This is a genomic window from Sulfurimonas crateris, from assembly GCF_005217605.1.
Lineage (GTDB): Bacteria > Campylobacterota > Campylobacteria > Campylobacterales > Sulfurimonadaceae > Sulfurimonas > Sulfurimonas crateris.
The window spans coordinates 1-20697 of record NZ_SZPX01000006.1 but is presented as its reverse complement, the minus strand read 5'-3'; the positions used below and the strand labels follow the sequence as shown (position 1 = coordinate 20697).

Annotated in this window: 25 protein-coding genes and 1 tRNA gene; 11 read left to right on the top strand and 15 right to left on the bottom strand. The window is 34.7% G+C overall.

What is annotated here, in order from left to right; all coding sequences use genetic code 11:
* The first annotated feature begins 6 nt into the window (after positions 1-6).
* The 6 genes from FCU45_RS08010 (at position 7) to pyrF (ending at position 7201) form a co-directional block, all read left to right on the top strand.
* The gene (locus tag FCU45_RS08010) at positions 7-321 is read left to right on the top strand and encodes a DUF485 domain-containing protein (RefSeq protein ID WP_137014091.1); all 315 of its coding nucleotides are present in this window, start codon (positions 7-9) and stop codon (positions 319-321) included.
* Positions 322-1989, top strand: a complete 1668-nt coding sequence (locus FCU45_RS08005; protein WP_137014089.1) for a cation acetate symporter — start codon at positions 322-324, stop codon at positions 1987-1989. It abuts the gene before it with no gap.
* A 36-nt stretch (positions 1990-2025) separates the two neighbouring features.
* On the top strand, positions 2026-3840 hold the full coding sequence (locus FCU45_RS08000) for a putative nucleotidyltransferase substrate binding domain-containing protein (RefSeq protein ID WP_137014087.1): 1815 nt from the start codon (positions 2026-2028) through the stop codon (positions 3838-3840).
* Between the two features lie 2 nt (positions 3841-3842).
* On the top strand, positions 3843-4463 hold the full coding sequence (locus FCU45_RS07995) for a 3'-5' exonuclease (RefSeq protein WP_137014085.1): 621 nt from the start codon (positions 3843-3845) through the stop codon (positions 4461-4463).
* The gene (gene acs, locus FCU45_RS07990; protein WP_188109224.1) at positions 4463-6418 is read left to right on the top strand and encodes an acetate--CoA ligase; all 1956 of its coding nucleotides are present in this window, start codon (positions 4463-4465) and stop codon (positions 6416-6418) included. The genes FCU45_RS07995 and acs overlap by 1 nt, the downstream gene beginning before the upstream one ends.
* 99 nt (positions 6419-6517) lie before the next feature.
* Entirely contained in the window at positions 6518-7201 is a 684-nt protein-coding gene (gene pyrF / locus FCU45_RS07985) for an orotidine-5'-phosphate decarboxylase (protein ID WP_137014082.1), read from the top strand.
* Here the strand turns inward: pyrF and FCU45_RS07980 are convergent.
* Positions 7198-7644, bottom strand: a complete 447-nt coding sequence (locus FCU45_RS07980; protein WP_281276917.1) for a transglutaminase-like cysteine peptidase — start codon at positions 7642-7644, stop codon at positions 7198-7200. The two genes, pyrF and FCU45_RS07980, sit on opposite strands and share 4 nt — an antisense overlap.
* A 324-nt stretch (positions 7645-7968) precedes the next feature.
* Between FCU45_RS07980 and FCU45_RS07975 the strand changes: the two genes are divergently transcribed.
* Positions 7969-8058 (top strand) — tRNA-Ser (locus tag FCU45_RS07975).
* Positions 8059-8132: 74 nt separating this feature from the next.
* Here the strand turns inward: FCU45_RS07975 and FCU45_RS07970 are convergent.
* From FCU45_RS07970 to FCU45_RS07915, 14 genes are all read right to left on the bottom strand, one after another.
* A complete protein-coding gene (locus FCU45_RS07970) occupies positions 8133-9014 on the bottom strand; it encodes a tyrosine-type recombinase/integrase (protein ID WP_170175844.1) in 882 nt (293 codons plus the stop codon).
* On the bottom strand, positions 9015-9140 hold the full coding sequence (locus FCU45_RS11825; protein ID WP_281276910.1) for a hypothetical protein: 126 nt from the start codon (positions 9138-9140) through the stop codon (positions 9015-9017).
* Positions 9134-9286 (bottom strand): tyrosine-type recombinase/integrase, encoded by a 153-nt coding sequence (locus tag FCU45_RS11905; protein WP_137014080.1) that lies wholly within the window; start codon positions 9284-9286, stop codon positions 9134-9136. Before FCU45_RS11905 ends, FCU45_RS11825 begins: the two co-directional genes overlap by 7 nt.
* Positions 9286-9528: a DUF3850 domain-containing protein gene (locus tag FCU45_RS07960; protein ID WP_137014079.1), complete on the bottom strand. Its 243-nt coding sequence runs from the start codon at positions 9526-9528 to the stop codon at positions 9286-9288. The genes FCU45_RS11905 and FCU45_RS07960 overlap by 1 nt, the downstream gene beginning before the upstream one ends.
* A 1-nt stretch (position 9529) precedes the next feature.
* Positions 9530-10867, bottom strand: a complete 1338-nt coding sequence (locus FCU45_RS07955) for a replication endonuclease (RefSeq protein WP_137014078.1) — start codon at positions 10865-10867, stop codon at positions 9530-9532.
* A 126-nt stretch (positions 10868-10993) separates the two neighbouring features.
* Positions 10994-12139 carry a type II secretion system protein GspD gene (locus tag FCU45_RS07950; protein ID WP_170175843.1) on the bottom strand — a complete coding sequence of 382 codons (1146 nt, stop codon included), beginning with the start codon at positions 12137-12139 and terminating at the stop codon, positions 10994-10996.
* Positions 12072-13187 carry a zonular occludens toxin domain-containing protein gene (locus FCU45_RS07945; RefSeq protein ID WP_137014076.1) on the bottom strand — a complete coding sequence of 372 codons (1116 nt, stop codon included), beginning with the start codon at positions 13185-13187 and terminating at the stop codon, positions 12072-12074. Before FCU45_RS07945 ends, FCU45_RS07950 begins: the two co-directional genes overlap by 68 nt.
* Positions 13184-13609, bottom strand: coding sequence for a hypothetical protein (locus tag FCU45_RS07940; protein WP_137014075.1), 426 nt, complete (start codon positions 13607-13609; stop codon positions 13184-13186). The genes FCU45_RS07945 and FCU45_RS07940 overlap by 4 nt, the downstream gene beginning before the upstream one ends.
* On the bottom strand, positions 13609-15357 hold the full coding sequence (locus tag FCU45_RS07935; RefSeq protein WP_137014074.1) for a thrombospondin type 3 repeat-containing protein: 1749 nt from the start codon (positions 15355-15357) through the stop codon (positions 13609-13611). Before FCU45_RS07935 ends, FCU45_RS07940 begins: the two co-directional genes overlap by 1 nt.
* Positions 15358-15471: 114 nt before the next feature.
* Positions 15472-15831, bottom strand: a complete 360-nt coding sequence (locus tag FCU45_RS07930) for a hypothetical protein (protein ID WP_137014072.1) — start codon at positions 15829-15831, stop codon at positions 15472-15474.
* Between the two features lie 161 nt (positions 15832-15992).
* On the bottom strand, positions 15993-16169 hold the full coding sequence (locus FCU45_RS11595; RefSeq protein WP_170175842.1) for a hypothetical protein: 177 nt from the start codon (positions 16167-16169) through the stop codon (positions 15993-15995).
* Positions 16166-16384, bottom strand: coding sequence for a hypothetical protein (locus FCU45_RS07925; RefSeq protein WP_137014070.1), 219 nt, complete (start codon positions 16382-16384; stop codon positions 16166-16168). The genes FCU45_RS11595 and FCU45_RS07925 overlap by 4 nt, the downstream gene beginning before the upstream one ends.
* Before the next feature lie 60 nt (positions 16385-16444).
* Positions 16445-16834: a hypothetical protein gene (locus FCU45_RS07920; RefSeq protein WP_137014068.1), complete on the bottom strand. Its 390-nt coding sequence runs from the start codon at positions 16832-16834 to the stop codon at positions 16445-16447.
* Between the two features lie 196 nt (positions 16835-17030).
* On the bottom strand, positions 17031-17237 hold the full coding sequence (locus FCU45_RS07915; protein ID WP_137014066.1) for a hypothetical protein: 207 nt from the start codon (positions 17235-17237) through the stop codon (positions 17031-17033).
* A gap of 140 nt (positions 17238-17377) precedes the next feature.
* On the opposite strand from FCU45_RS07915, the gene FCU45_RS07910 reads away from it, so the two are divergent.
* From FCU45_RS07910 to FCU45_RS07895, 4 genes are all read left to right on the top strand, one after another.
* Positions 17378-17626 carry a hypothetical protein gene (locus FCU45_RS07910; protein ID WP_137014064.1) on the top strand — a complete coding sequence of 83 codons (249 nt, stop codon included), beginning with the start codon at positions 17378-17380 and terminating at the stop codon, positions 17624-17626.
* Positions 17627-17649: 23 nt separating this feature from the next.
* Complete coding sequence (locus FCU45_RS07905; RefSeq protein WP_137014062.1) at positions 17650-17961, top strand: hypothetical protein; 312 nt, start codon at positions 17650-17652, stop codon at positions 17959-17961.
* A 207-nt stretch (positions 17962-18168) separates the two neighbouring features.
* Entirely contained in the window at positions 18169-18417 is a 249-nt protein-coding gene (locus FCU45_RS07900; RefSeq protein ID WP_137014060.1) for a hypothetical protein, read from the top strand.
* A 155-nt stretch (positions 18418-18572) separates the two neighbouring features.
* Positions 18573-20697: VCBS domain-containing protein (locus FCU45_RS07895; RefSeq protein WP_137014058.1), on the top strand; the 2125-nt coding region annotated here is incomplete at its 3' end.

Here is a 20697-nt window from a genome sequence, read left to right as displayed (position 1 = left end):
AATTAGATGCAAAAAGAGATGATTGAAAAGATTAAAAACGATCCAAATTACCAAGAGTTGGTTTCCAAAAGAAGCTCATTTTCCATAAAGCTCACAATAGTAATGCTAATAGTCTACTTTGCATTTATATTGACCATAGCGTTTGAGCCTTCACTTTTGGGTGCTCCTTTATCAAACGACTCCGTTACAACGGTCGGTATTCCTGTTGGAATGGCTGTTATATTTTTTGCTTTTATCTTAACTGGAATATATACTAAAAGAGCAAACGGCGAATTTGATGATTTAAACAACAAGATCAAAGAATCGATAAAGGAAAAGTAGATGATAAACAGAATATTTTTATTTTTAATTCTCGGGGCTGTAGCAGTTTTTGCAGCAGGTACAATTGAAGGCGAAGCTATAAAAAAAGATCTTAACGTTCCTGCAATTGTAATGTTCGTGATCTTTGTAGGTGCCACTTTGGGTATAACCTATTGGGCTGCAAAACGTACAAAATCTGCAAAAGATTTCTATACGGCAGGCGGTGGAATCACAGGCTTTCAAAACGGTATGGCTATCGCGGGTGACTATATGTCGGCAGCATCATTTCTCGGAATATCGGGACTTGTATATCTTAACGGTTATGACGGACTTATCTACTCTATAGGATTTTTGGTCGGTTGGCCAATAATTCTCTTTATGATCGCAGAGCCTCTGAGAAACCTTGGCAAGTACACCTTTGCAGATGTTGCGTCTTATAGACTTAGACAGACTCCTATCCGTATTTTGGCGGCATCGGGCTCTATAGCAACGGTTATTTTGTACCTTATAGCTCAAATGGTCGGTTCAGGAAAGCTGATCCAGCTTCTTTTCGGGCTTCAGTATGAAGTAGCGGTAATAATCGTCGGTGTTTTAATGATACTTTATGTAACTTTCGGCGGAATGTTGGCAACTACTTGGGTTCAGATAATAAAAGCATTTTTACTGCTCTCGGGTGCAACATTTATGGCAGTTGCCGTTATGGCGCACTATAACTTTAACTTTGGAGAACTTTTTGCGCATGCAACAGAGTTAAAAGGCATAGAGATCATGAGTCCCGGCGGTCTTGTCAGTGATCCCGTATCGGCAATCTCGCTTGCAGTAGCGCTCATCTTCGGTGTTGCAGGACTGCCTCATATACTTATGAGATTTTTTACGGTAAGTGACGCAAAAGAGGCTAGAAAGTCTGTCTTTTATGCGACTGGCTTTATCGGTTACTTCTATATACTCACGTTTATTATCGGTTTTGGTGCTATCGTTATGGTCTTTCAAAACCCTCAGTATCTAGATGTTGCAAAACAGGCAGTTAGCGGAGGATATCCGATATTTGGCGGAAACAATATGGCGGCTATTCACTTAAGTCATGCAGTAGGCGGAGACTTCTTCTTAGGATTTATCTCGGCAGTTGCGTTTGCTACGATTTTGGCGGTTGTTTCAGGTCTGACACTCGCTGGTGCTTCTGCGATCTCTCACGACCTTTACGCGTCTGTAATTAAAAAGGGTCAGATAGACTCTATTACAGAGATGAAGGTATCTAAAGCGGCTACCGTTGTTTTGGGAATAGTCGCAATTATAATGGGTATCTTGTTTGAGCAGCAAAATATAGCGTTTGTTGTCGGTCTTGCGTTTGCTATTGCGGCATCTGCGAACTTCCCGATTCTCTTCCTTTCAATGTACTGGAGAGGCTTAACGACTCGCGGTGCGGTAATAGGAGGCAGTCTTGGCTTAGCGACGGCCGTTGTGCTTGTTATACTCGGTCCGATCGTATGGGTTGATATATTGGGAAATGCGACGGCGATCTTCCCTTATAAATATCCGGCACTGTTCTCTGTAATAGTTGCATTTATAGGAACATATATCTTCTCTGTGACTGACAATTCACAGGGAGCAAAAGATGAGGCAGAGGCTTTTGAAGCTCAATATATCAGAGCTCAAACAGGTATTGGTGCAGAGGGTGCGACTGAGCACTAACATGAGGCAAAAGAAGAGAAAAGGAGGGTTGTTCTTATGAGTATACTTGATCAGAGAAAGCTTATAGAGTCCATCCACCCTTTTGAGCTGTTAAACCCTATGACTATGGACAATCTTATGAAAAAGATCGACATAGCATACTATCCGAAAGAGACGCTCCTCATCTCGAAAAATCTCCCATCCATAGCTTTTTATATCATTATAAAAGGCTCGGTAAAAGAGATGATTGACGGTGAGATCCATACCCTTTTTAATGCGGGCGACAGTTTTGATGCAGATGCGCTGATCTATGAGAAGGCAAACGGAGATTTCATAGTGGAAGAGGATCTTATCTGCTATGAGATAAAAAAAGAGGACTTTATAGACCTTATGCAGGATAAAAGTGTTCAAGGCTACTTTTTAAAAGATTTTATCACGCGCCATCAACACCTCAAAAATTACTCTTCGCAGAGTGAACTGACACCGTTTCTCATCTCCAGAGTCTCTGACATTTTTCTGCACAAAGCTTGTATAGTGGATGAAAAAGAGACGATTTTTGCTGCTTTAAAGAAGCAGAAAGAGTTAAAGACAAATGTCATAATAGTAAGATCAAAAGATGCTCTTGGCATCGTTACCGACACCAATCTAAGAGAGAGAGTCTTGCTTGAAGGAATCTCCATCGAAGATGAGATCGGCAAGATCGCTACGCCTAATCTCATCACTATAGAGAAGAGCGACTTTTTGTTTAACGCGCTTTTGCTGATGACGCAAAATGAGATAAAGAGAGTCGTGGTCATAGATGGCGATGAGATAGTCGGAGTTTTGGAGCAGCTTGATCTGCTTAGCTACTTTGCTAACCACTCGCATCTTATAGCCGTTCAGATAGACAAAGCTCAAAAGCTTGACGACCTAAAAGCGCTTGGAGGAGATTTTAAAAACCTTATTGTCTCGCTTAGAGCCAAAGGTGTTAAGGTTAGATACATAACAAAACTCCTCTCCTCTTTAAATGAGAAAATTTACAAAAAACTCTTTGATATGTGTGTAGATAAGAGCCTGCAAAAAGATTGCGCTCTTATTTTAATGGGAAGCGAAGGCAGGGAAGAGCAGACAATAAAAAGCGATCAAGACAATGCTCTTGTGATCAGAGACGGCATAGATGTCGAGCTCTATAGAGAGCCTATGGAGGAGCTAAACAGAAACCTTCTTGAACTTGGGTTTCCAAAGTGCAGCGGAGATGTTATGGTGAGCAATGAGTTCTGGAGAAGAGATGTGAGCTCTTACAGATCGCTTATAGATAAGTGGACTTACGATATGAGCGATGATAGTGTTCAGAACTTGAGTATATTTTTGGACTCAAAGTGCGTAGCGGGAGATTGCTCTTTGCTTAAAGAGTTGCGAACACATCTTCATAATAACTTCTATGCAAGAGATGATGTCTTGGCACATATCGCAAAAGCGATACTCAACTTTGATACACCGCTCTCCATATTTTCGGGATTTGTTATAGAAAAAGAGCATAACAACAGACTTGATCTGAAAAAGGGCGGTATTTTTGCTCTGGTTCACGGCGTAAGAACATTAAGCCTCAAACACTCTATTGACGCGACAAATACGATAGAGAGGATCAAAGAGCTCAATAATGTCGGAGTAATAGACAAAACATTTGCAACAGAACTTATCGAGAGTTTTGACACGCTTAGTTCCATCCGCCTTAAAGCGATGCTGGAGGCAAAAAATATTGAGGAGAGCAACTATATCAACCCGAAAAATCTAGAGAAGATTGAGAGAGACCTGCTCAAAGACAGCTTTAAGATCATAAATAAATTTAAAAAGTTTATGAGTTTTCATTTTCATCTAAATATGGTCTCGTAACAATGCTATTCTCTTTTATCTCGAAACTAAAGACAAAAGCGAACAGAGCAAACCTTAAAGATGAGAGCTTTGAGTTTCTGTTTGAAGAGGATAGAAGCGGAGAGTATGTGGTTATAGATACGGAGACCACTGGGCTGGATATTAAAGAGGATGAGATACTCTCAATTGGTGCGGTCAAGATAAAAGATAACAAGATACTAACCTCACAGACTTTTGAGGTTTTTTTAAAAAACTCAAAAGAGATAAGCTCAAAGAGCATAAAGATCCATAGGATCCGCCCGTTTGACCTAAAAGACGCAAAAACAACAGAGGAGGGCATTGTAGAATTTTTAAATTTTGTGGGTTCAAGACCACTTGTAGGATACTATTTGGAGTTTGACGTAAGTATGATAAACAAATACACAAAAAAGATGCTCGGAATAACACTTCCAAATAGAATGATAGAAGTATCTGAAATATACTTTGACAAATCGATTTCATTAATTCCTCAAGGAAATATTGATTTACGGTTTGATACAATACTTAAGAGTTGCAACATCCCAAACATGGGAGCGCACAATGCCGTCAATGACGCTATTATGACGGCTATGATATATTTAAAATTGACAAAAGGAAGTAACTGATGAATAGAGAAGTTTTTAAACCAAATCCAGAGTTTGCTAAAGAAGCAAGAATAAAAAATATGTGTGAATATCAGGCATTGCAAGATGAGGCAACAAGAGATTATGAGGGGTTTTGGGGCAGATTTGCAACAGAGAAACTAGAGTGGATTGAGCCTTTTCATACTGTACTTGATGAGAGCAATTACCCGTTCGTCAAGTGGTTTGAGGGCGGAAAACTAAATGTTTCTACTCAGTGTATAGATAGACATTTAAAGAGCAGAAAAAATAAGGCTGCGATAATTTTTGAGGGTGACAGGGGTGATAAGCAGATCATTACATACTTAGAGCTTTACTATAACGTAAACCGTTTTGCAAACCTGCTTAAAAATGAGTTTGGTGTTCAAAAAGGTGATCGTGTTGTTATATACATGCCGATGATCCCAGAGGCTGCATACGCTATGCTTGCTTGTGCTCGTATCGGTGCGATTCACTCTATTGTTTTTGGCGGTTTCTCGGCTGAAGCACTCCGTGATAGAATTGTTGATGCTGAGGCAAAAGTGGTTATCACTGCGGATGGCGCATTTAGAAAAGATAAGCCATACATGCTAAAGCCTGTTGTTGATACAGCCCTTGAGGGTGAGACACCGGTTAAAAAAGTTTTAGTTGTTGAGAGAAACGGCGAGGATGTAACATGGGTTGCAGGGCGTGATTACTCTTATAACGAGCTTATCAAACATCAAGGTGTTACTTGTGAGCCTGAAGTGATGGACGCGGAAGATCCGCTTTTTCTTCTTTATACTTCAGGAAGTACTGGTAAGCCAAAAGGGGTACAGCACAATTCGGCAGGATATATTCTTTGGGCTCAGATGACCATGGAGTGGGTTTTTGATGTAAAAGAGAACGATACTTATTGGTGTACGGCAGATGTGGGCTGGATAACTGGACATACTTATATAGTTTATGGACCGCTTGCTATGGGTGCAACGACTATTATGTTTGAGGGAGTTCCGACTTACCCGGATGCAGGACGTCCGTGGAAAATGGTTGAGGAGTACAAAGTCAACCAATTCTATACAGCACCGACCGCTATTAGAGTTCTTCATAAAACCGGTGAGCATGAACCGGCTAAATATGACCTATCAAGCTTAAAAGTTCTTGGAACAGTTGGAGAGCCGATCGATCCGCCGGCATGGAAATGGTACTATGAGGCAATAGGTGGAAGTAAATGCGCGATCGTTGATACTTACTGGCAGACTGAGACGGGCGGACATATCGTATCACCTCTGCCGGGTGCTACACCTATTAAACCTGCGTGCGCAACATTCCCTCTTCCGGGTATCATAGCTGAGATACTAGATGAGAACGGAGTAAAAGCAGAGGTAGGTGAGAAAGGATTTATGTGTGTTACACGTCCATGGCCATCTATGATTAGAAACATCTGGGGAGACAATGAGAGATTTGTAAAATCTTACTTCGGTGATGTCAAAAAAGATGGCAAGCCGGTTTACTTTACCGGTGATGGTGCTATGTATGACGAAGAGGGTTACATCACTATCACGGGTAGAACGGATGATGTCATCAATGTAAGTGGTCATAGAATGGGTACGGCAGAGGTTGAAGCAGCTATCAAGAAACATCCAAACGTTGCAGACGTTGCAGTTGTCGGCAAACCGCACGAGATAAAAGGCGAGGGCATCTTTGCATATATCGTGTTAAAATCAGACAGCGGTATAGCGGATGAGGTAGAAGAGGTAAAAGCTATCAATAAAGTTATTCAAAAAGAGATAGGAAATATCGCTCTATGTGATGATGTCGTCTTTGTTCCAAACTTGCCAAAGACACGCTCAGGTAAAATAATGAGACGTATTTTACGCTCAATCGCAAAAGGCGAAGAGATCACTCAGGATACTTCAACACTTGAAGATCCATCAATAGTAGCGACTATCATTACTGCCGTTCAATCTTGCAAGCTATAAAACTCTAGAGTAGATTTTTCTACTCTAGAATTCATCAAATATATTCACTAAAATAAAAATGGTACAATTTCATCTAAATATCAATTTAAAAGAGAAGTGATGCAACTTTGCGTAGCCCTTGACTTACCCACAAAAGAAGAAAATCTAGATCTAGTTCATAAGATCAAAGAGTACGATATATGGCTAAAAGTCGGACTTCGCAGCTATATTCGTGACGGCGAAGAGTTTTTAAGGGATATTAAAAAAATAAACCCAGATTTTAAAATATTTTTGGATCTGAAGCTCTATGATATTCCAAATACGATGGCGGATGCAGCAGAGTCTATTATGGGGCTTGGAGTTGATATGTTTAATGTCCATGCAAGTGCGGGAAAACGTGCTATGCAAGAGGTAATGGACAGATTAAAGAAGTACGAAAACCGTCCTATAGTTTTGGCTGTAACGGCTCTTACCTCTTTTAATGAAGATGAGTTTGCAAAGGTTTATGAAGCCTCGATCGCACAAAAAGCAGACCAGTTTGCAAAGGATGCGTATGAGAGCGGACTTGACGGAGTTGTCTGTTCAGCTTATGAGAGCGCATCTATAAAAAATATCACAAATAAAGATTTTATGACTCTAACTCCTGGAATAAGACCGTTTGGAGAAGATGCAGGTGACCAGCAAAGGGTTGCCGATGTTGCTTACGCAAAGAGCGCATATGTGGATTTTATAGTTGTCGGGCGTCCGATATACAAGTCGGATGATCCTGCTTTAGTAGTTGAGAAAATCCTTCAAAGTCTTTAGCTCTCTTTTTTAACTCTTTGAAGTAGTTCTATAAACTTGTGCGGCACTTCACCTATCTTGGTTAGGTTGTTATGCTCATCTAGTTTATAGCTTCCCTCTTCATTTATAAATATTTCTGGCTCCAAGTCCACTCTTTTTGATAAATCTAAAATTTTGTAGCTTAAATTGTCTAGAATAAGCGGCGGTTTGTTCTTTGATTCGAAATAGCTAAGAACCATATGCAGCTGTCCTGTATATTTTTCGCGTGATGTAGTTATAAAAAGTCTGTTTTTGTCAAAACCGAGCTTGAGAAGTGTAAAATATTTTATAATGGCATAATCTTCACAATCTCCGTACCCACAAACTAAAAACTCTTTTGGGGTTCCCCAGTAGTCGTTTTGTTGATAGGTTGCTATGTCAGGTCTTGATGGCATTTGGTTTAAATAGAAATTTATTCTTTGAATCTGCTCTTTTTTTGGAAATGGCTTTAATGAATTTAATGTTTCATAATAATCAACTATCCTGTTTTTAGCAATTACGCCAGAAGATTTTTCTATTTGTTTTAGTTCGTCTTGTTTAAATTCAGGGTAACTAGAAGCGTAAATAATACAATACGATAATAAGATTAAAAGTGTTTTCAGTCTGTACGCCCTATTTTATTTTGAGTTGCTTGTAAATTTGTTTAAAAGATTCTACAATATTTTGTCGATAAAAAGCAAATTAAGTGTTAAAACAATTTTTATTAAGCTACATATTATTTATATATGATTATAATTGCACCCTCTAAAGGACAGGTGGGTGAGCGGCTGAAACCACATCCCTGCTAAGGATGCGTACGGGTAACTGTACCGAGGGTTCAAATCCCTCCCTGTCCACCACAAAGCCCTATTTTATGGACTTTCAAAGCAATTTCAAAAAACAAAAAATCCCTTACTTACCCAGAAACAAAAAGTTATTTATAAATAGACATACTTCTATCAAAATCTTTATAATTTGACTGAATATAGCTCACATAAACCTCATAAACCATTTGAGTATTTGCATGACCTAAGAGCTGTGCAAGTTGCACAGGAGATACTAAATCATTATAAAGCATATTTGTAGCGTATGTATGACGTGTATTATATGGTCTGCGGTACTCAATATTTAAATCGTTTAGACTTGGAATCCAAAACTTATTAACAAATACATTGGTATCTCTATATGGTTTTTTATATTGAGTGATAAAAAGATACTCATTGTCATGTAAATTATATAGATCATGTATAAAAGGATCTAAAAGCTGAATGATCGGAATCTCTCTTATACTGCCTTTAGTCTTTGGCGTACTCTCTCCATGTCTGCTACGACTTCTTTTTACATGAATTGTTTTATTTTTTAAATCAATATCTTCTTTTTTAAGTCCAATTATTTCGCCTGAACGCATACCTGTATAAAATGCGATAGCCAAATAATATTTAAAATTATTGTCATCAACATTATTCATAATTTTTTGAACTTCATCAGCGTTAAAAGGCTTAATATCTGGTTTTTCGTATTTTGGAAGTTTTACGAACTTTACAGGGTTACGCTGTATGACTTCATCAAAAAGAGCCTCTTGAAATATACCGCTAAGAACTCCAAGATAATGCCTCTTACTCTTTGAGCCTACATCATAAATACTATAGAGCCATTTTTTTACATCAGATGGCTTTATATCATTTATATCTCTATTTTTAAAAATAGGATCTATTCTATTTTTAACTATATTTGTATATTTATCAAGAGTAGAGTTTTTTAACTCATGCTTTTTAAAGTCAAGATATAGAGATGAGTAGTAAGAGAAGTTAATCATTTAATTCTCATTAATAGTAAGTTCAAAAATGAAGTAATCATCACTCATAAATTTTAAATACTCTTCCAAATCATCAAAATCACACCAAGTACCATCAGCCCAAATACAAACTTTAAAAACTAACATTTAAACACCTCCTCTATATCTCTATTTTTAAAAATAGGGTCTATTCTATTTTTAACTATATTTGTATATTTATCAAAAGTAGAGTTTTTTAACTCATGCTTTTTGAAGTCAAGATATAAAGATGAGTAATGATTGAATTTAGTCATTAATAGCAAATACCTAAAACTAAATAATTTTCTTTTTGTTGAAAAGTATCAATATAAACTACTTCAACTTCAATAGGTAAATAACCTAAACCATGTAAATATTTACCATCCTTACTAATAGGATGAAGAATAAGAGTATCGCCAATAGAATAATTTCTATCGTTATATCTAATCTCAAATGTTTTTAAACAATCTATAATATCACGATATCTACATTCCATTATTTTCAAATTATGTCTCATCTTAAAACCCCTCACTTTCAAATTTAAAAAAATCATCTTGATATGCAGCCAAATTGATTTTTGGCTCATGTAGTAAGCCTCTGTCTATCAAGATGTTTTTAGTATTTGCGTAATGCTTTAAATCAACTGTTTCAATGTCTATATTTTGATAATAATCCCAAAGCTCTAAAGTGTTCATTTGATATGGTTGCTTAGTAGGTTTTGAATATTTGCCATTAAGATATACAAATTTTTCACCATCAATAATGACATCAATAGGAGAGCGTTTTTTAGTCCATTGTTTAGGAGTCTTATCATAGATTTTAGTTTTAATTTGCTTCTCTTTTACAGTACCGACTTCTTTTATAATTCTGTCTTTGTAAATAACTTGATATTTACCATACTGATAAACTAGCTCCCGCCCTGTATGATTGTCTATAAAATAAAAATAATTATCTTCTTTGTTCCATTCTACGTGGTTATTTACATCTTTCATCAAGTCCGTAAGATGAAACCAATCACTTTCAAACGCATAAGCCTTTTGATAAACCCATTGCGGAACAAGAGAATGAGAAGTGACACAACGCATAATTCTGTGCTTTATGTACCAAGCTTGTATATAATCAATCTCCTTTTGCTTTTTTACATCCATAAATGACTTTAAAATATATTTCATGATGTATGCAGTAGAGTCATTTATATCTGTTTGAAAAGCTTCAAATTCATCAGAACCTTTTATCTTAGCTCTATTACGTGGAGCAGGGTAAGACTTTACAAAATCTTTTTTAAACTGCTCTATATGTTCAGCGGGAATATATAACATCATGTGGAAATGCGGCACACCGTCTTTATGAGGTTCTACGGTTCTGATGTACATATAGTCTAAATTAGACTTTTTTAACTTTTTAAAAGCGTAGCTTTGTAAATATCTTTTTGTTTGATGATTTAAGATATTGTACAAATCTTTGATTGTAAGAGTTTTGCGAGCCTCTATCTTTTGACGTACTTCGCCAAGTATCTCGCTTGATGGAACACTCTGCAAAGCTATTTTCTTATCTTCATTGGATAATTTGTCAAATCTTGTATAATCGCCATGCAATAAATCTCTAAAATAACCATCAAGAGTCATAGTCAAAAAACAGCTATGCAAACCCTGACTAATTGCCATCTTTGTCATAGTGTCAATCTTGTTAGACAACTGAGCGTAATATCTAACGCTATGATTTGCAGAGAATGAAATATCTTTAAGAGTCTTAACCTGACCCGAATTAGTAGTAAAAAAATTATCATCCAAGTAATCAGACTGATTGTCAATCTTAGATTGGATGTTTTTTAAATCTTGTTTTGATAAACCGAACATTGTGTCACTTCCTTTTTTTTGATATATCCGTAAACTTTTGTTAAGTGGACAAGAGCCGCTCTGTTTTTGCACTTGTTCGCAGGCTCACAAGGTGCAAAGAAGCAAGAGCGGCTTTATTGTTAATTCTCATTTTATGACCTCTATAGCGATAGATATATTTGATTTAACATCTGATTCACTCTTATATTTAAACAACTCTCCAAGATATGGAATATTGCTTATAAACGGTATAGAAAACTCTGTTTTATTTATTTTGGTTTGATTGATACCGCTTAAGATAAGAACCTCTCCATATTGAAGATTAGAGTTTGATTTTAATTGCCGCTTATAAGTCGTAGGAATATTATTTGAAGTGCTTAATATATCTTCTATAATAAGATCGAGATCAAGATTTATATAATCATCATAAATTAAAGTTTTGCCTATGATCTTCAATCCGACATCTTTGTATTCTATACTTGTCTGTTCTGATGTATTCGTGGCTTCTGTTAATGTTCTGCTTGTTTGGTATGGTATTGTATTGACTGCTTGAAAATTAAAGTTTTTACTATCTTGAACCAAAATGTATGGGTTCTGGGAAATTTTAAAAAATTTAAACTCATTGAAGAGCTTTAGAGCAGTATAGAAAGTGGACCGCATAAAGACAGGATTAGTACTCTGAAAAGGAAGAACAAACGTGTTTAAAACGCTTCTATATGATTCATCTGCTGTTTGGTAAGTAGTAGAAGATTGAAAACCTTGCTCTTTTAGATCATCTTCGTTTATCTCTATAATTGTAAATTTAAGAGTGACCTGCTTTTTTTGAGTATCAATCCGATTTATGTCATTAAGTATGATATTGACATTATCAGATTCACTAAAAATCAAAAAGCTATTTATAGTATCTATATATTGAAACTCAATCTTTTTAAATGTCAAATACTTAGATACATTTTCAAAACTATTGTATTTCAACTTTACAAAGTATGTAAATAGTTGTTTTTCGTCTTTGGTAAGATAATAAATATCATCATACAAACTTACTGTATAACCGAGCTTTTGCATAGAATTTTTAAATATAAAAAAGAGATTATGCGTAGGCAAGTTTTGAGGAACAAACAGAGAGATATTCTCTTTTTTAAGCTCTTCATCTACAAATATATTTATATTATTATTTGTAGACACAAGCTGCACAAAATCAACGAGTTTAATGCTTTTTAGATTCTCATCTGCTTTGAGGAACAGGGGAAGAAATACCGCTAAACATACTATTAGTAACAGGTTTTTTTTCATCTTCATTTTTTCCTTTATTTGAGATAAGAAACTTGTAAAAAGATTCAGAAGCAGAGAGATATATTTTTAAATAGTTGCTATTGATATTATTTGTATATAAGAGAGATAGATCATTGTTTTTAATAAAATGAGTAAGAAGAGATACAGGAAGATTAATATCTTCATTGTAACAGTTAGAACTATTACAGCTTAATACTAAAAAATGAGAAGATTTATAATTGGATAGATCCTCCATAGTCATTTGTGATTGTACTGGAGCATAGTTAGTATTGTTATGCTGCTCGGTCACAGTTTTGTTTTGCAGATCAGTAACAGAATTGTTTTGATGATCGGTCACAGTATCAGGAGCATAAGAAGAACTAATCCAATAAAGAAGATAAGCACTTAAAAGAAAAAATAAAAGAGCAATAAAAAAAAACTTTAAAATAACATTTTGAGCGTTTATACTATCTCCACTTTTATATAATTCAAAAACTTTTTTATTTCGTCTTACTTTAATAGAACCAGTTTTAGAATTCATTGACATTCTAGAACTGCAATAAACGTTATATTTAAAATGAGTTTTTATAAGTGTAAGCGATTGTGGAAAAGCTTTATAAAAGAACTCTGAGAAGCTTTTATATTTTGATTCTACAAGTGATAAATTTTGAGTGATTAAAATGATCTCATGGAATAGATGTCTATGATATGAGAGCCACCATATAAGAACCGTGTCTTTAACATCAAAAATGTTATGAGCTTCATCAATTACAAAAAGAGCATTATATATATTATACTCTTTACATTTTTCTACTAGAAAATCATCATCTTTTTTCTCTTTATAAAATTTATGTAATTGAGTAAGTTTCTCTTTTAGATCATCTATATCAAGCGGATAAACATTCTCCACTTTATCAAAATTAAACTCATTGATATTGGTATAACATATCTCATAAGTAACTTTTTTGTCTTTTTTAGCTTCTTTATCAGATGAAAAATTATTATAGATTTTATCTACAGCATAATAAGTTTTACCAGACCCGGGGACACCTACGAAAAAAGTTATCATGAGAGAGCCTGACCAAGAAGTACACCAAGTTTAAACAATTCATTTGCAATCATACGCATTGCAAAGAAAGTAAAGCTCATTAAACGAAAAACCAAAACAGTAGATACAGAAGCAAAAAAAAGAGTGTATCCTTGATTACAAGCGGACAAAATACCAAGCAATTCAAGCAAACCCATAAAACAAGAAAGAGCAGAAGAAGAACTATTAATATAATCACCAATGCTTGAACCAAAATTATATAAAGAGATCAATGAAGTAATCACAAAACCATAAAATAATAAAACAAATGCAATGGTTGCGGCAGCTATACTAAACTGAAAAGTAAGAACAACGCCAAAAGCAACATATTTTAATAGTAAATTTTTTATAAATTTTATTATTAGACCAACAAATAATAATATAGAAGCAATAGTTTCAAACATTAATTATCCCCTCTTAAAAGATGATTAAGAAGAAAACGAAAATTCAAAATCATAAATGTTAAAGTTAAAACAAAATAAACAACTGGAGAAATAGCACCAAGAAATGAAAAATCAAGAACAACATTTTTACCCAACATGTTAAAAGAAAAACAAGAAGAATTATAAGAACCACCAAAACTAGGAGAAGATAAAGGATTCTCAAAAAGAGATTTAGCATTTTTATATTGATTATCAATGTCTGCAAAATTAGAATTTATATTGTCTTTAAAAGTTGAAAATTCAGTAGTTGCAAAATCAAGAAAATCACTATCTCCAGTAAGCAAATCAGAAAAACCATCATTTGCAGAAGTGTCAATTGCAGAACCATCACCAGAAAGAGAATCTTTGATATCGGTAAGTAAATTATTATTAGTAGACATCTTTCCGTCAATAGAATGTAAAGCACCATTACCTATTACCTGATTACCTGTAATAGTGTCGGACATAGTGCCAATTTTTTTACTTGCTCCATCTATTGCGGAATTAATAGAAGCTAGTTTAGATAAACCGTCAGACTGATTTTTTAATGATATATCACTATTAGATTTTAAACCGTCAATACCGCTTTTTATATCTTTATTGACATCAAGAGCCTTACTAGATAAATCTTTTAGATCATCTAATCGCTTATTGCTATGATCTGTTTTATCTTTTAGATCTTGAAGATGTTTATTTGTAGTGTTTTGAGCATTTAAAAGAGGTGCTAAATCGGAAGTTGTAGAATTTAAATCAACTTCTCCCATGCTCTCATCATTATTTTCTGAATTTGTTTCAGTAGGTAAAGAGTCCTCTTCTGGGTCAATACGCTTAACATAACAAAAACCAACATCAGAACATTTTAGAATGTCAGGAGTGACAAAAGAATTAGTGGAATATTTAATGCCATCAACAAGAAGATTACACTGAATCTCTGATACATTAGGAATATAATCCCAATTTATGCCAGGACGATACCAAGATGAATCAAAAGAGCAATTATTTTGTACTTCGTGAACATAACAATAACTATATTCACAATAAGGAGCATTAATATCACTTAGACTTACTACAGAATCATAATAAGAAACAAGCAAAAGATTAGAACATCTATATTCTTCAAGATTTGAATGATATTTATATGTCGAAAAAGGAAAAGGTAAAGAATTAGTTTGAGAATTATCAACACCTTTACAAGAAACGTCATAGTCATTAGCTCCAGCCACAAAAGGGTTAGTATCATTCATATTAGGAATACCATCGCCATCAATATCAAGATCGGTTGAATTGGGAACGCCATCGCCATCACAATCAGAAGTTAAATAATCTACATAATTGGGATCACACTTATTAGGAATGCCATCACTATCATGGTCAGCAAGAGCAGGATCAAAAATACATGTCTTAGTATATGGGTCAAACATATAGCCAGTAGGACAAGAAGAAGGCTCATCAACACAAACACCGTTCTGATATATAGTGCCAGTAGGGCAAGAAAAAGTAGCTTTATAAGTTTCTTTAGTATAAAAATATCTTTGACGTTCAGCATTCCAAACATAATTCCAAAAATAGACATAATTACAATTAGTTGTTACATACTGAGAGCCTGAAGAAGGGAGAGTTGAAGTGACACTATTAAAAGTGTCATAGTGAATTAAAACCTCACCCTCAAAACAATATTCAGCATATAAATTAATATTAAAAAATAATAAAAAAGTTAATAATTTTTTCATTTTAATGCCTTGTTAGAGCTAAAGCACCAAAAAGCGGAGCTATGACAGCAGTGAGATTTATAAAAATACTTGCAAAGTAGTTTATTATTATCATGTCAGTAAGTTCTATGTAAATCATCTGCGACCGCCTACAGTTGTAAAAATTTGAGTAGTGAAGAACATAAAAACAGCACCGAGAATTAAACCGACAATTCCTAGTAAAAAATTATATTCAGTGTCTTGCATACCTAAAATATAAGCTTCATTGGGAGAGCATTTGTCAGTTGCAGAGTCATAAATAAAATTAGGGATTATTGTTTTAGATAAATTATAAGTATTAGAATTAAAAGAATACCAAGATTGCGTTTTTGAGTCTAAATAGTGAAACTGATTAGTTTTATAGTAAAAATCATCAATGCAGATATTTTTAGAGTCCAAGAGCATAGAAGCATTTAAAAAATTTATTGTGAAAAGTAAGCTTATTAAATATTTCATTTTTTCCTCTTTTTTAGTAATCCCAAAAACTCCTAAGAGTTAATGAGATTTGAGCAGTATAAAGCCCTTATTGACTCCCCACATAGCACCTAAAGCAACTAAAAAAACACCAAAAGTAGCGGTTATTACGTCAAGATTAATGATAGGAAGTTCAGGCATTATTAGCGTAAAAGTCTAAGTCCAGCTTTAACAGCATAAAAAGCACCTAAAGCAACAACAACAACACCTGCAACAGTGTTAAAATCGGTCAGATCGATAGGGGCAACCGTAAGAGCCGCTTGAGCTTGAGAAGCCAACATACCAACAAAACCAAGACCTAAAAGAATTTTCTTCTTCATTGTGAAACCTCCATGTTTCTGTATATTTCGGGCATACTCTTAACCGCTTTTTGCGACCCCGTAAAATAACCTAGATTATGAAGATGTCTATAAGTAGAGAAGATATAAAAACGCTTTCTTCTTAATTCAGATATAACAAGATAATCGAACTCTTTATCAAGCTCTTTGATCTGATTGTTAATGTCTTGCATTGATTTTATTAAAAGTTTTTGCATTTTTAAACCTCCCTATCGCCTTTCAGTTGTCCCACATTTTTTTTATAAAAAAATCGTGGCTTAAGATTGACTCTTCTTATCGTGTGTACGATTTAGCTCTATAAAAGCAACACCTAAATCTATACTTTTTGCAGTGTAAATCTGACTACCGCTATAAAGCTTTGGTATAGAAGTATTTACAAAAACAGGAAGATTTTTTGCTCTTAAATTTCTTAGAAGATTTGTTACATCTTCCGCCTCTTTGTTACTAGAGCAGATAACTTGATATTCAACTATCTCTTCTATCTCTTTTTGAGTTCCCTCAAATGGCTCTTCTATGATGTTTACAGTTCTAAACTTTGTAGAGGCTGGATAATCGTTTCCGTTCATAGTTCCGCTGCCGCCGGGCTTAATTGAAGAAATCTCCAAAACCTCACTCTTGATTGAAAAACCGTGTTTAATTACTTGCATTGTCACTCCTCAGTGAAAGAATTTTTTTAACTTAACCACTGTCGTAATTAAGTTTATGAAACATAAATCTTTTATGCTCTGTAAACCTAATTTATCACTCTGTTTTAACCCCCGAGAAGTGACTGACGGGGAGAGCTTTGCTTTGCCATTGACGGGATTTCTCATAGCCCTAAGAACGTCTTACATATCTTTCTGTTTATAGCCCCGTTAATGCGTATCTATTTCTTAACGACTTATTGGACATCAGAGCAAAAGCGTTAATTTGTGTATTTTTATTATTAAGTGATTTTTTGCTATTATTGAGCAAAGAAGTGACAGCACCATATTTTCTAAAATTATCTACATGAGATAAATTTTGATTCTGAATACTATTTGAATCAATAAACTTGTTTTGTGTCTGCATGTGTCACTCCTTTAATATGAAATATTCCAATCAGCAAATAGGAAATATTCTTATATTCTGTAAATATATAAGATTTATTCTTAAAGTAAAGTAAAATATACGATATTTTCGTATAAATAATTAAAAAACAGGAAATATTAATGACTAAAAAAGAAATATGCGAAATATTAAAGATAGATAATGGAACTTTAAAAAATTGGGAAAGAGATAGACCAGAACTTCATAAAGTAGTAATGGAACATTTTGAAAGCACTAAAACATATCCAGATATAAATAATCCTGAATATTTAAAAAAAGAAATGATAAAAGCTATAGATACATTACCACACACGAAAGTAAAAAAGTTTTATCATTTAATGATGGCAGAACTTGCAGAGATAGGACATTAAACAAATTCAAAAAAAGAAGTGACATGAAATATATAATATTCCTAATATTAATTACAAACGTAATACAAGCAGAAAAAATAATAACAGTTGCAATACCAGACTTTAAATGCAGAATAGATTACAAAAGAATAGACCCAACACACACGTATATAATACTAAAAACAGAAGAAAAAACATTTTTTCTAAAAGAACACCCAAGAGGTATAGAAGGAAAAAGCAGTAGATCATATATAGACAAAAATGGAAAAAAAATAAGAAAAGAAAGTACATTTTTAACATATAAACTTAAATGCCTAAAAGAAGAAAACGTATATTTTAACTGCATAGAATATTAAAATAAACGGGTAAGCTTTTTTCAAATCCCTCCCTGTCCACCACAAAAAATATAGCTCTTCATTTAAATAAATCAACACTTTTTTAACTATTCTAAGTCCAACTTTAAAAAATAAGATATACTTATTAAGCTGAATTGAATATTTTCATTATATAAGGCATTATAAAATTTAGAATCTATTAATAATTTAAAATATCGGGGGTGAGTTATGTTTGTAAAAGATATGAAACTGCTGATTAAATATGCAATAGAGTTGGATATTTCTGGGTTAGAGTGTAAAATAGGCTATAAAGGGGATGCTATTTTACGATTAAGTTCAAGTGACCCCGATACTTTACAGAAGATCCAGTCATTTTGTTCAAAAGCCGATATAGAGCATAAGGCTAGTTATAACGGGGCAAGAGCTACAACAGATATTTTTTGTGTCTTTAGTACTGACACATATGATTTGAAATAACTAGAGTAGCTACAACCCACAAACGATTCCATATAATAATACAGTACTAAAGCAATCAAAATATAAGATAATTAACGTGTTGTACTGAGGTACAATATTCTTTTTTTAAAATTTATCATACTATTTTCAAAATAAATTATATTTTGGAGCTATAGATGGAAGCAGTTATCGGAAAAATCGCGGCGATTGAGGGTGTTTTTTATATAAGAGGGTTAGATAACTCTCTTCGTAAAGCTTTGGAAAATGAGAAAGTTTATGAGGGTGAGATTATTATCGGTGATGCTAATAATACTCCTGCAGAAAATGTAACGGTCTCAATAGCTGACGGCTCAGAGATCGTTGTCTTAGGAAAAGAAAAGCAACTTTTTGACTCTTCTCTTTTAAACAGAGAGTTTAGCAATGAAGATACTGTTACAAATAAAGATTCTATACAAGCACTCTTAGAGAAAAATGGTGATATAGACAATATAGAAGATTTGGAAACTGCTGCCGGTGAAGAAGAGATCGTAGATTCAACGGATGGCGTGAAAAGTGTTTTCTTAGATGCAAACGGTGCAATTACAGATATTAATGCAGATCTTCGAGATGTGGCATTTGCAGAAGAGACAACAGAGTCGCGCGACGACAACTATCTCTTAAATATAGATACTAACAATACCCCGATTATTACGGATGTGTTGGCAACTGCTACAGAAACAAACTCTCTAGAGAGAATTTATGAAGGGCAATTAGAAGCAACAGACCTTGATGCTGCCGATACTCATACTTTCCAACAAACAGGGACCGCAACAGTAGTTACTAATGGTGAGAGTATGGCCGTGGTGACAGATCTTACAGTAACAGTAGCGGCTAATGGCTCGTACACCATAGATGGAAACTTTGATCAATTAGCAGATGGAGAGACAGCAACTGTAATCTTTACTTATACAGCAACTGACAACTCTGGTGCTCAAAATGCAATAAGTGAACCTAAGACAGTAACATTAACAGTGACTGGTAGTAATGATCAGCCGATAGTTTCTGATGTTGCGCTAACTGCTACGGAAACAAACGGCCTAGAGGCAATCTACGAAGGACAACTAGAAGCAACAGACCTTGACACTACTGATACTCATACTTTCCAACAAGTAGGGACTGCAACAGTAATGGCAAGTAATGAAGTAGTACCAGTAACAGATTTTGCAGTAGTTGTAGCAGCAGATGGCAGCTACACTGTAAATGGTAACTTCGATGCATTGGCAGAGGGAGAGACGGCAACTGTAACCTTCGAGTACATTGCAACAGATGATTCAGGAACTGCAAGTTCAGTAAGTGAACCTAAGACAGTAACATTAACAGTGACAGGTAGTAATGATCAGCCCGTTGTTAGTGATGTAAATGTTAATAGCTCAATTGAACATTTATATGCAAATGGCGCAAGTTTAGCTCAAATCGAAACTTTAGCCGGCACAACTATCTCAAATAGTGGTTCTACTCCTACAGATGGGGCAGCTATTAAATTTATAATTGAAACAGGCGCTAATGAAACAGTAAGCTTTAACTGGGACTTCTTTGATGCTGAAGAAGCAAGTTCACAGCCAATGATTAATTTTAATGATTTCTCATTTGTGGTAATTGATGGTGTGTTAATGACACTTGAAGATGCAGTTGCTCAGGATGTTAATGGAAATACAGTGCTAAGTCATACATTTGCTACAGCGGGCAACCACACTATTACTTTTGGTGTAATGAACTCTACTGATACTGCTTATAGCTCTGCATTAGATATACAACATATCTCAGGCGGAGTTATAGTAGATATTCAAACTGTAGGGAATGTGATAAGTGCTCAAAATAATATCTACGAAACAAACGGTTTAGAAGCAATCTACACGGGTCAATTGGTTCTTACAGCAGACATTGACACTACCGATACTCATACTTTCCAAGTAGATGCAAACTCAATAACAGCAACTCTGAATGGAGAAGAAGTCACTATCCCTGGATTGACAGTTAATATTACTAATGCAGATACAGGCGCATATGAAGTGATTGGAAACTTCGATCAGTTAGCTGAGGGAGAGACGGCAACTGTAACCTTCGAATACACTGCAACAGATGATTCAGGTGCTCCAAATGCAATAAGTGAACCTAAGACAGTAACATTAACAGTAACAGGCACAAACGACACTCCTACATTCTCTACAGGTGCAGGCGCGGATGAGGGCAGCGTAACAGAGGATGCAACAAATCCTACTCTAAGCACTACTGGAACTTTAGTAGTAAGCGATGAAGATGATA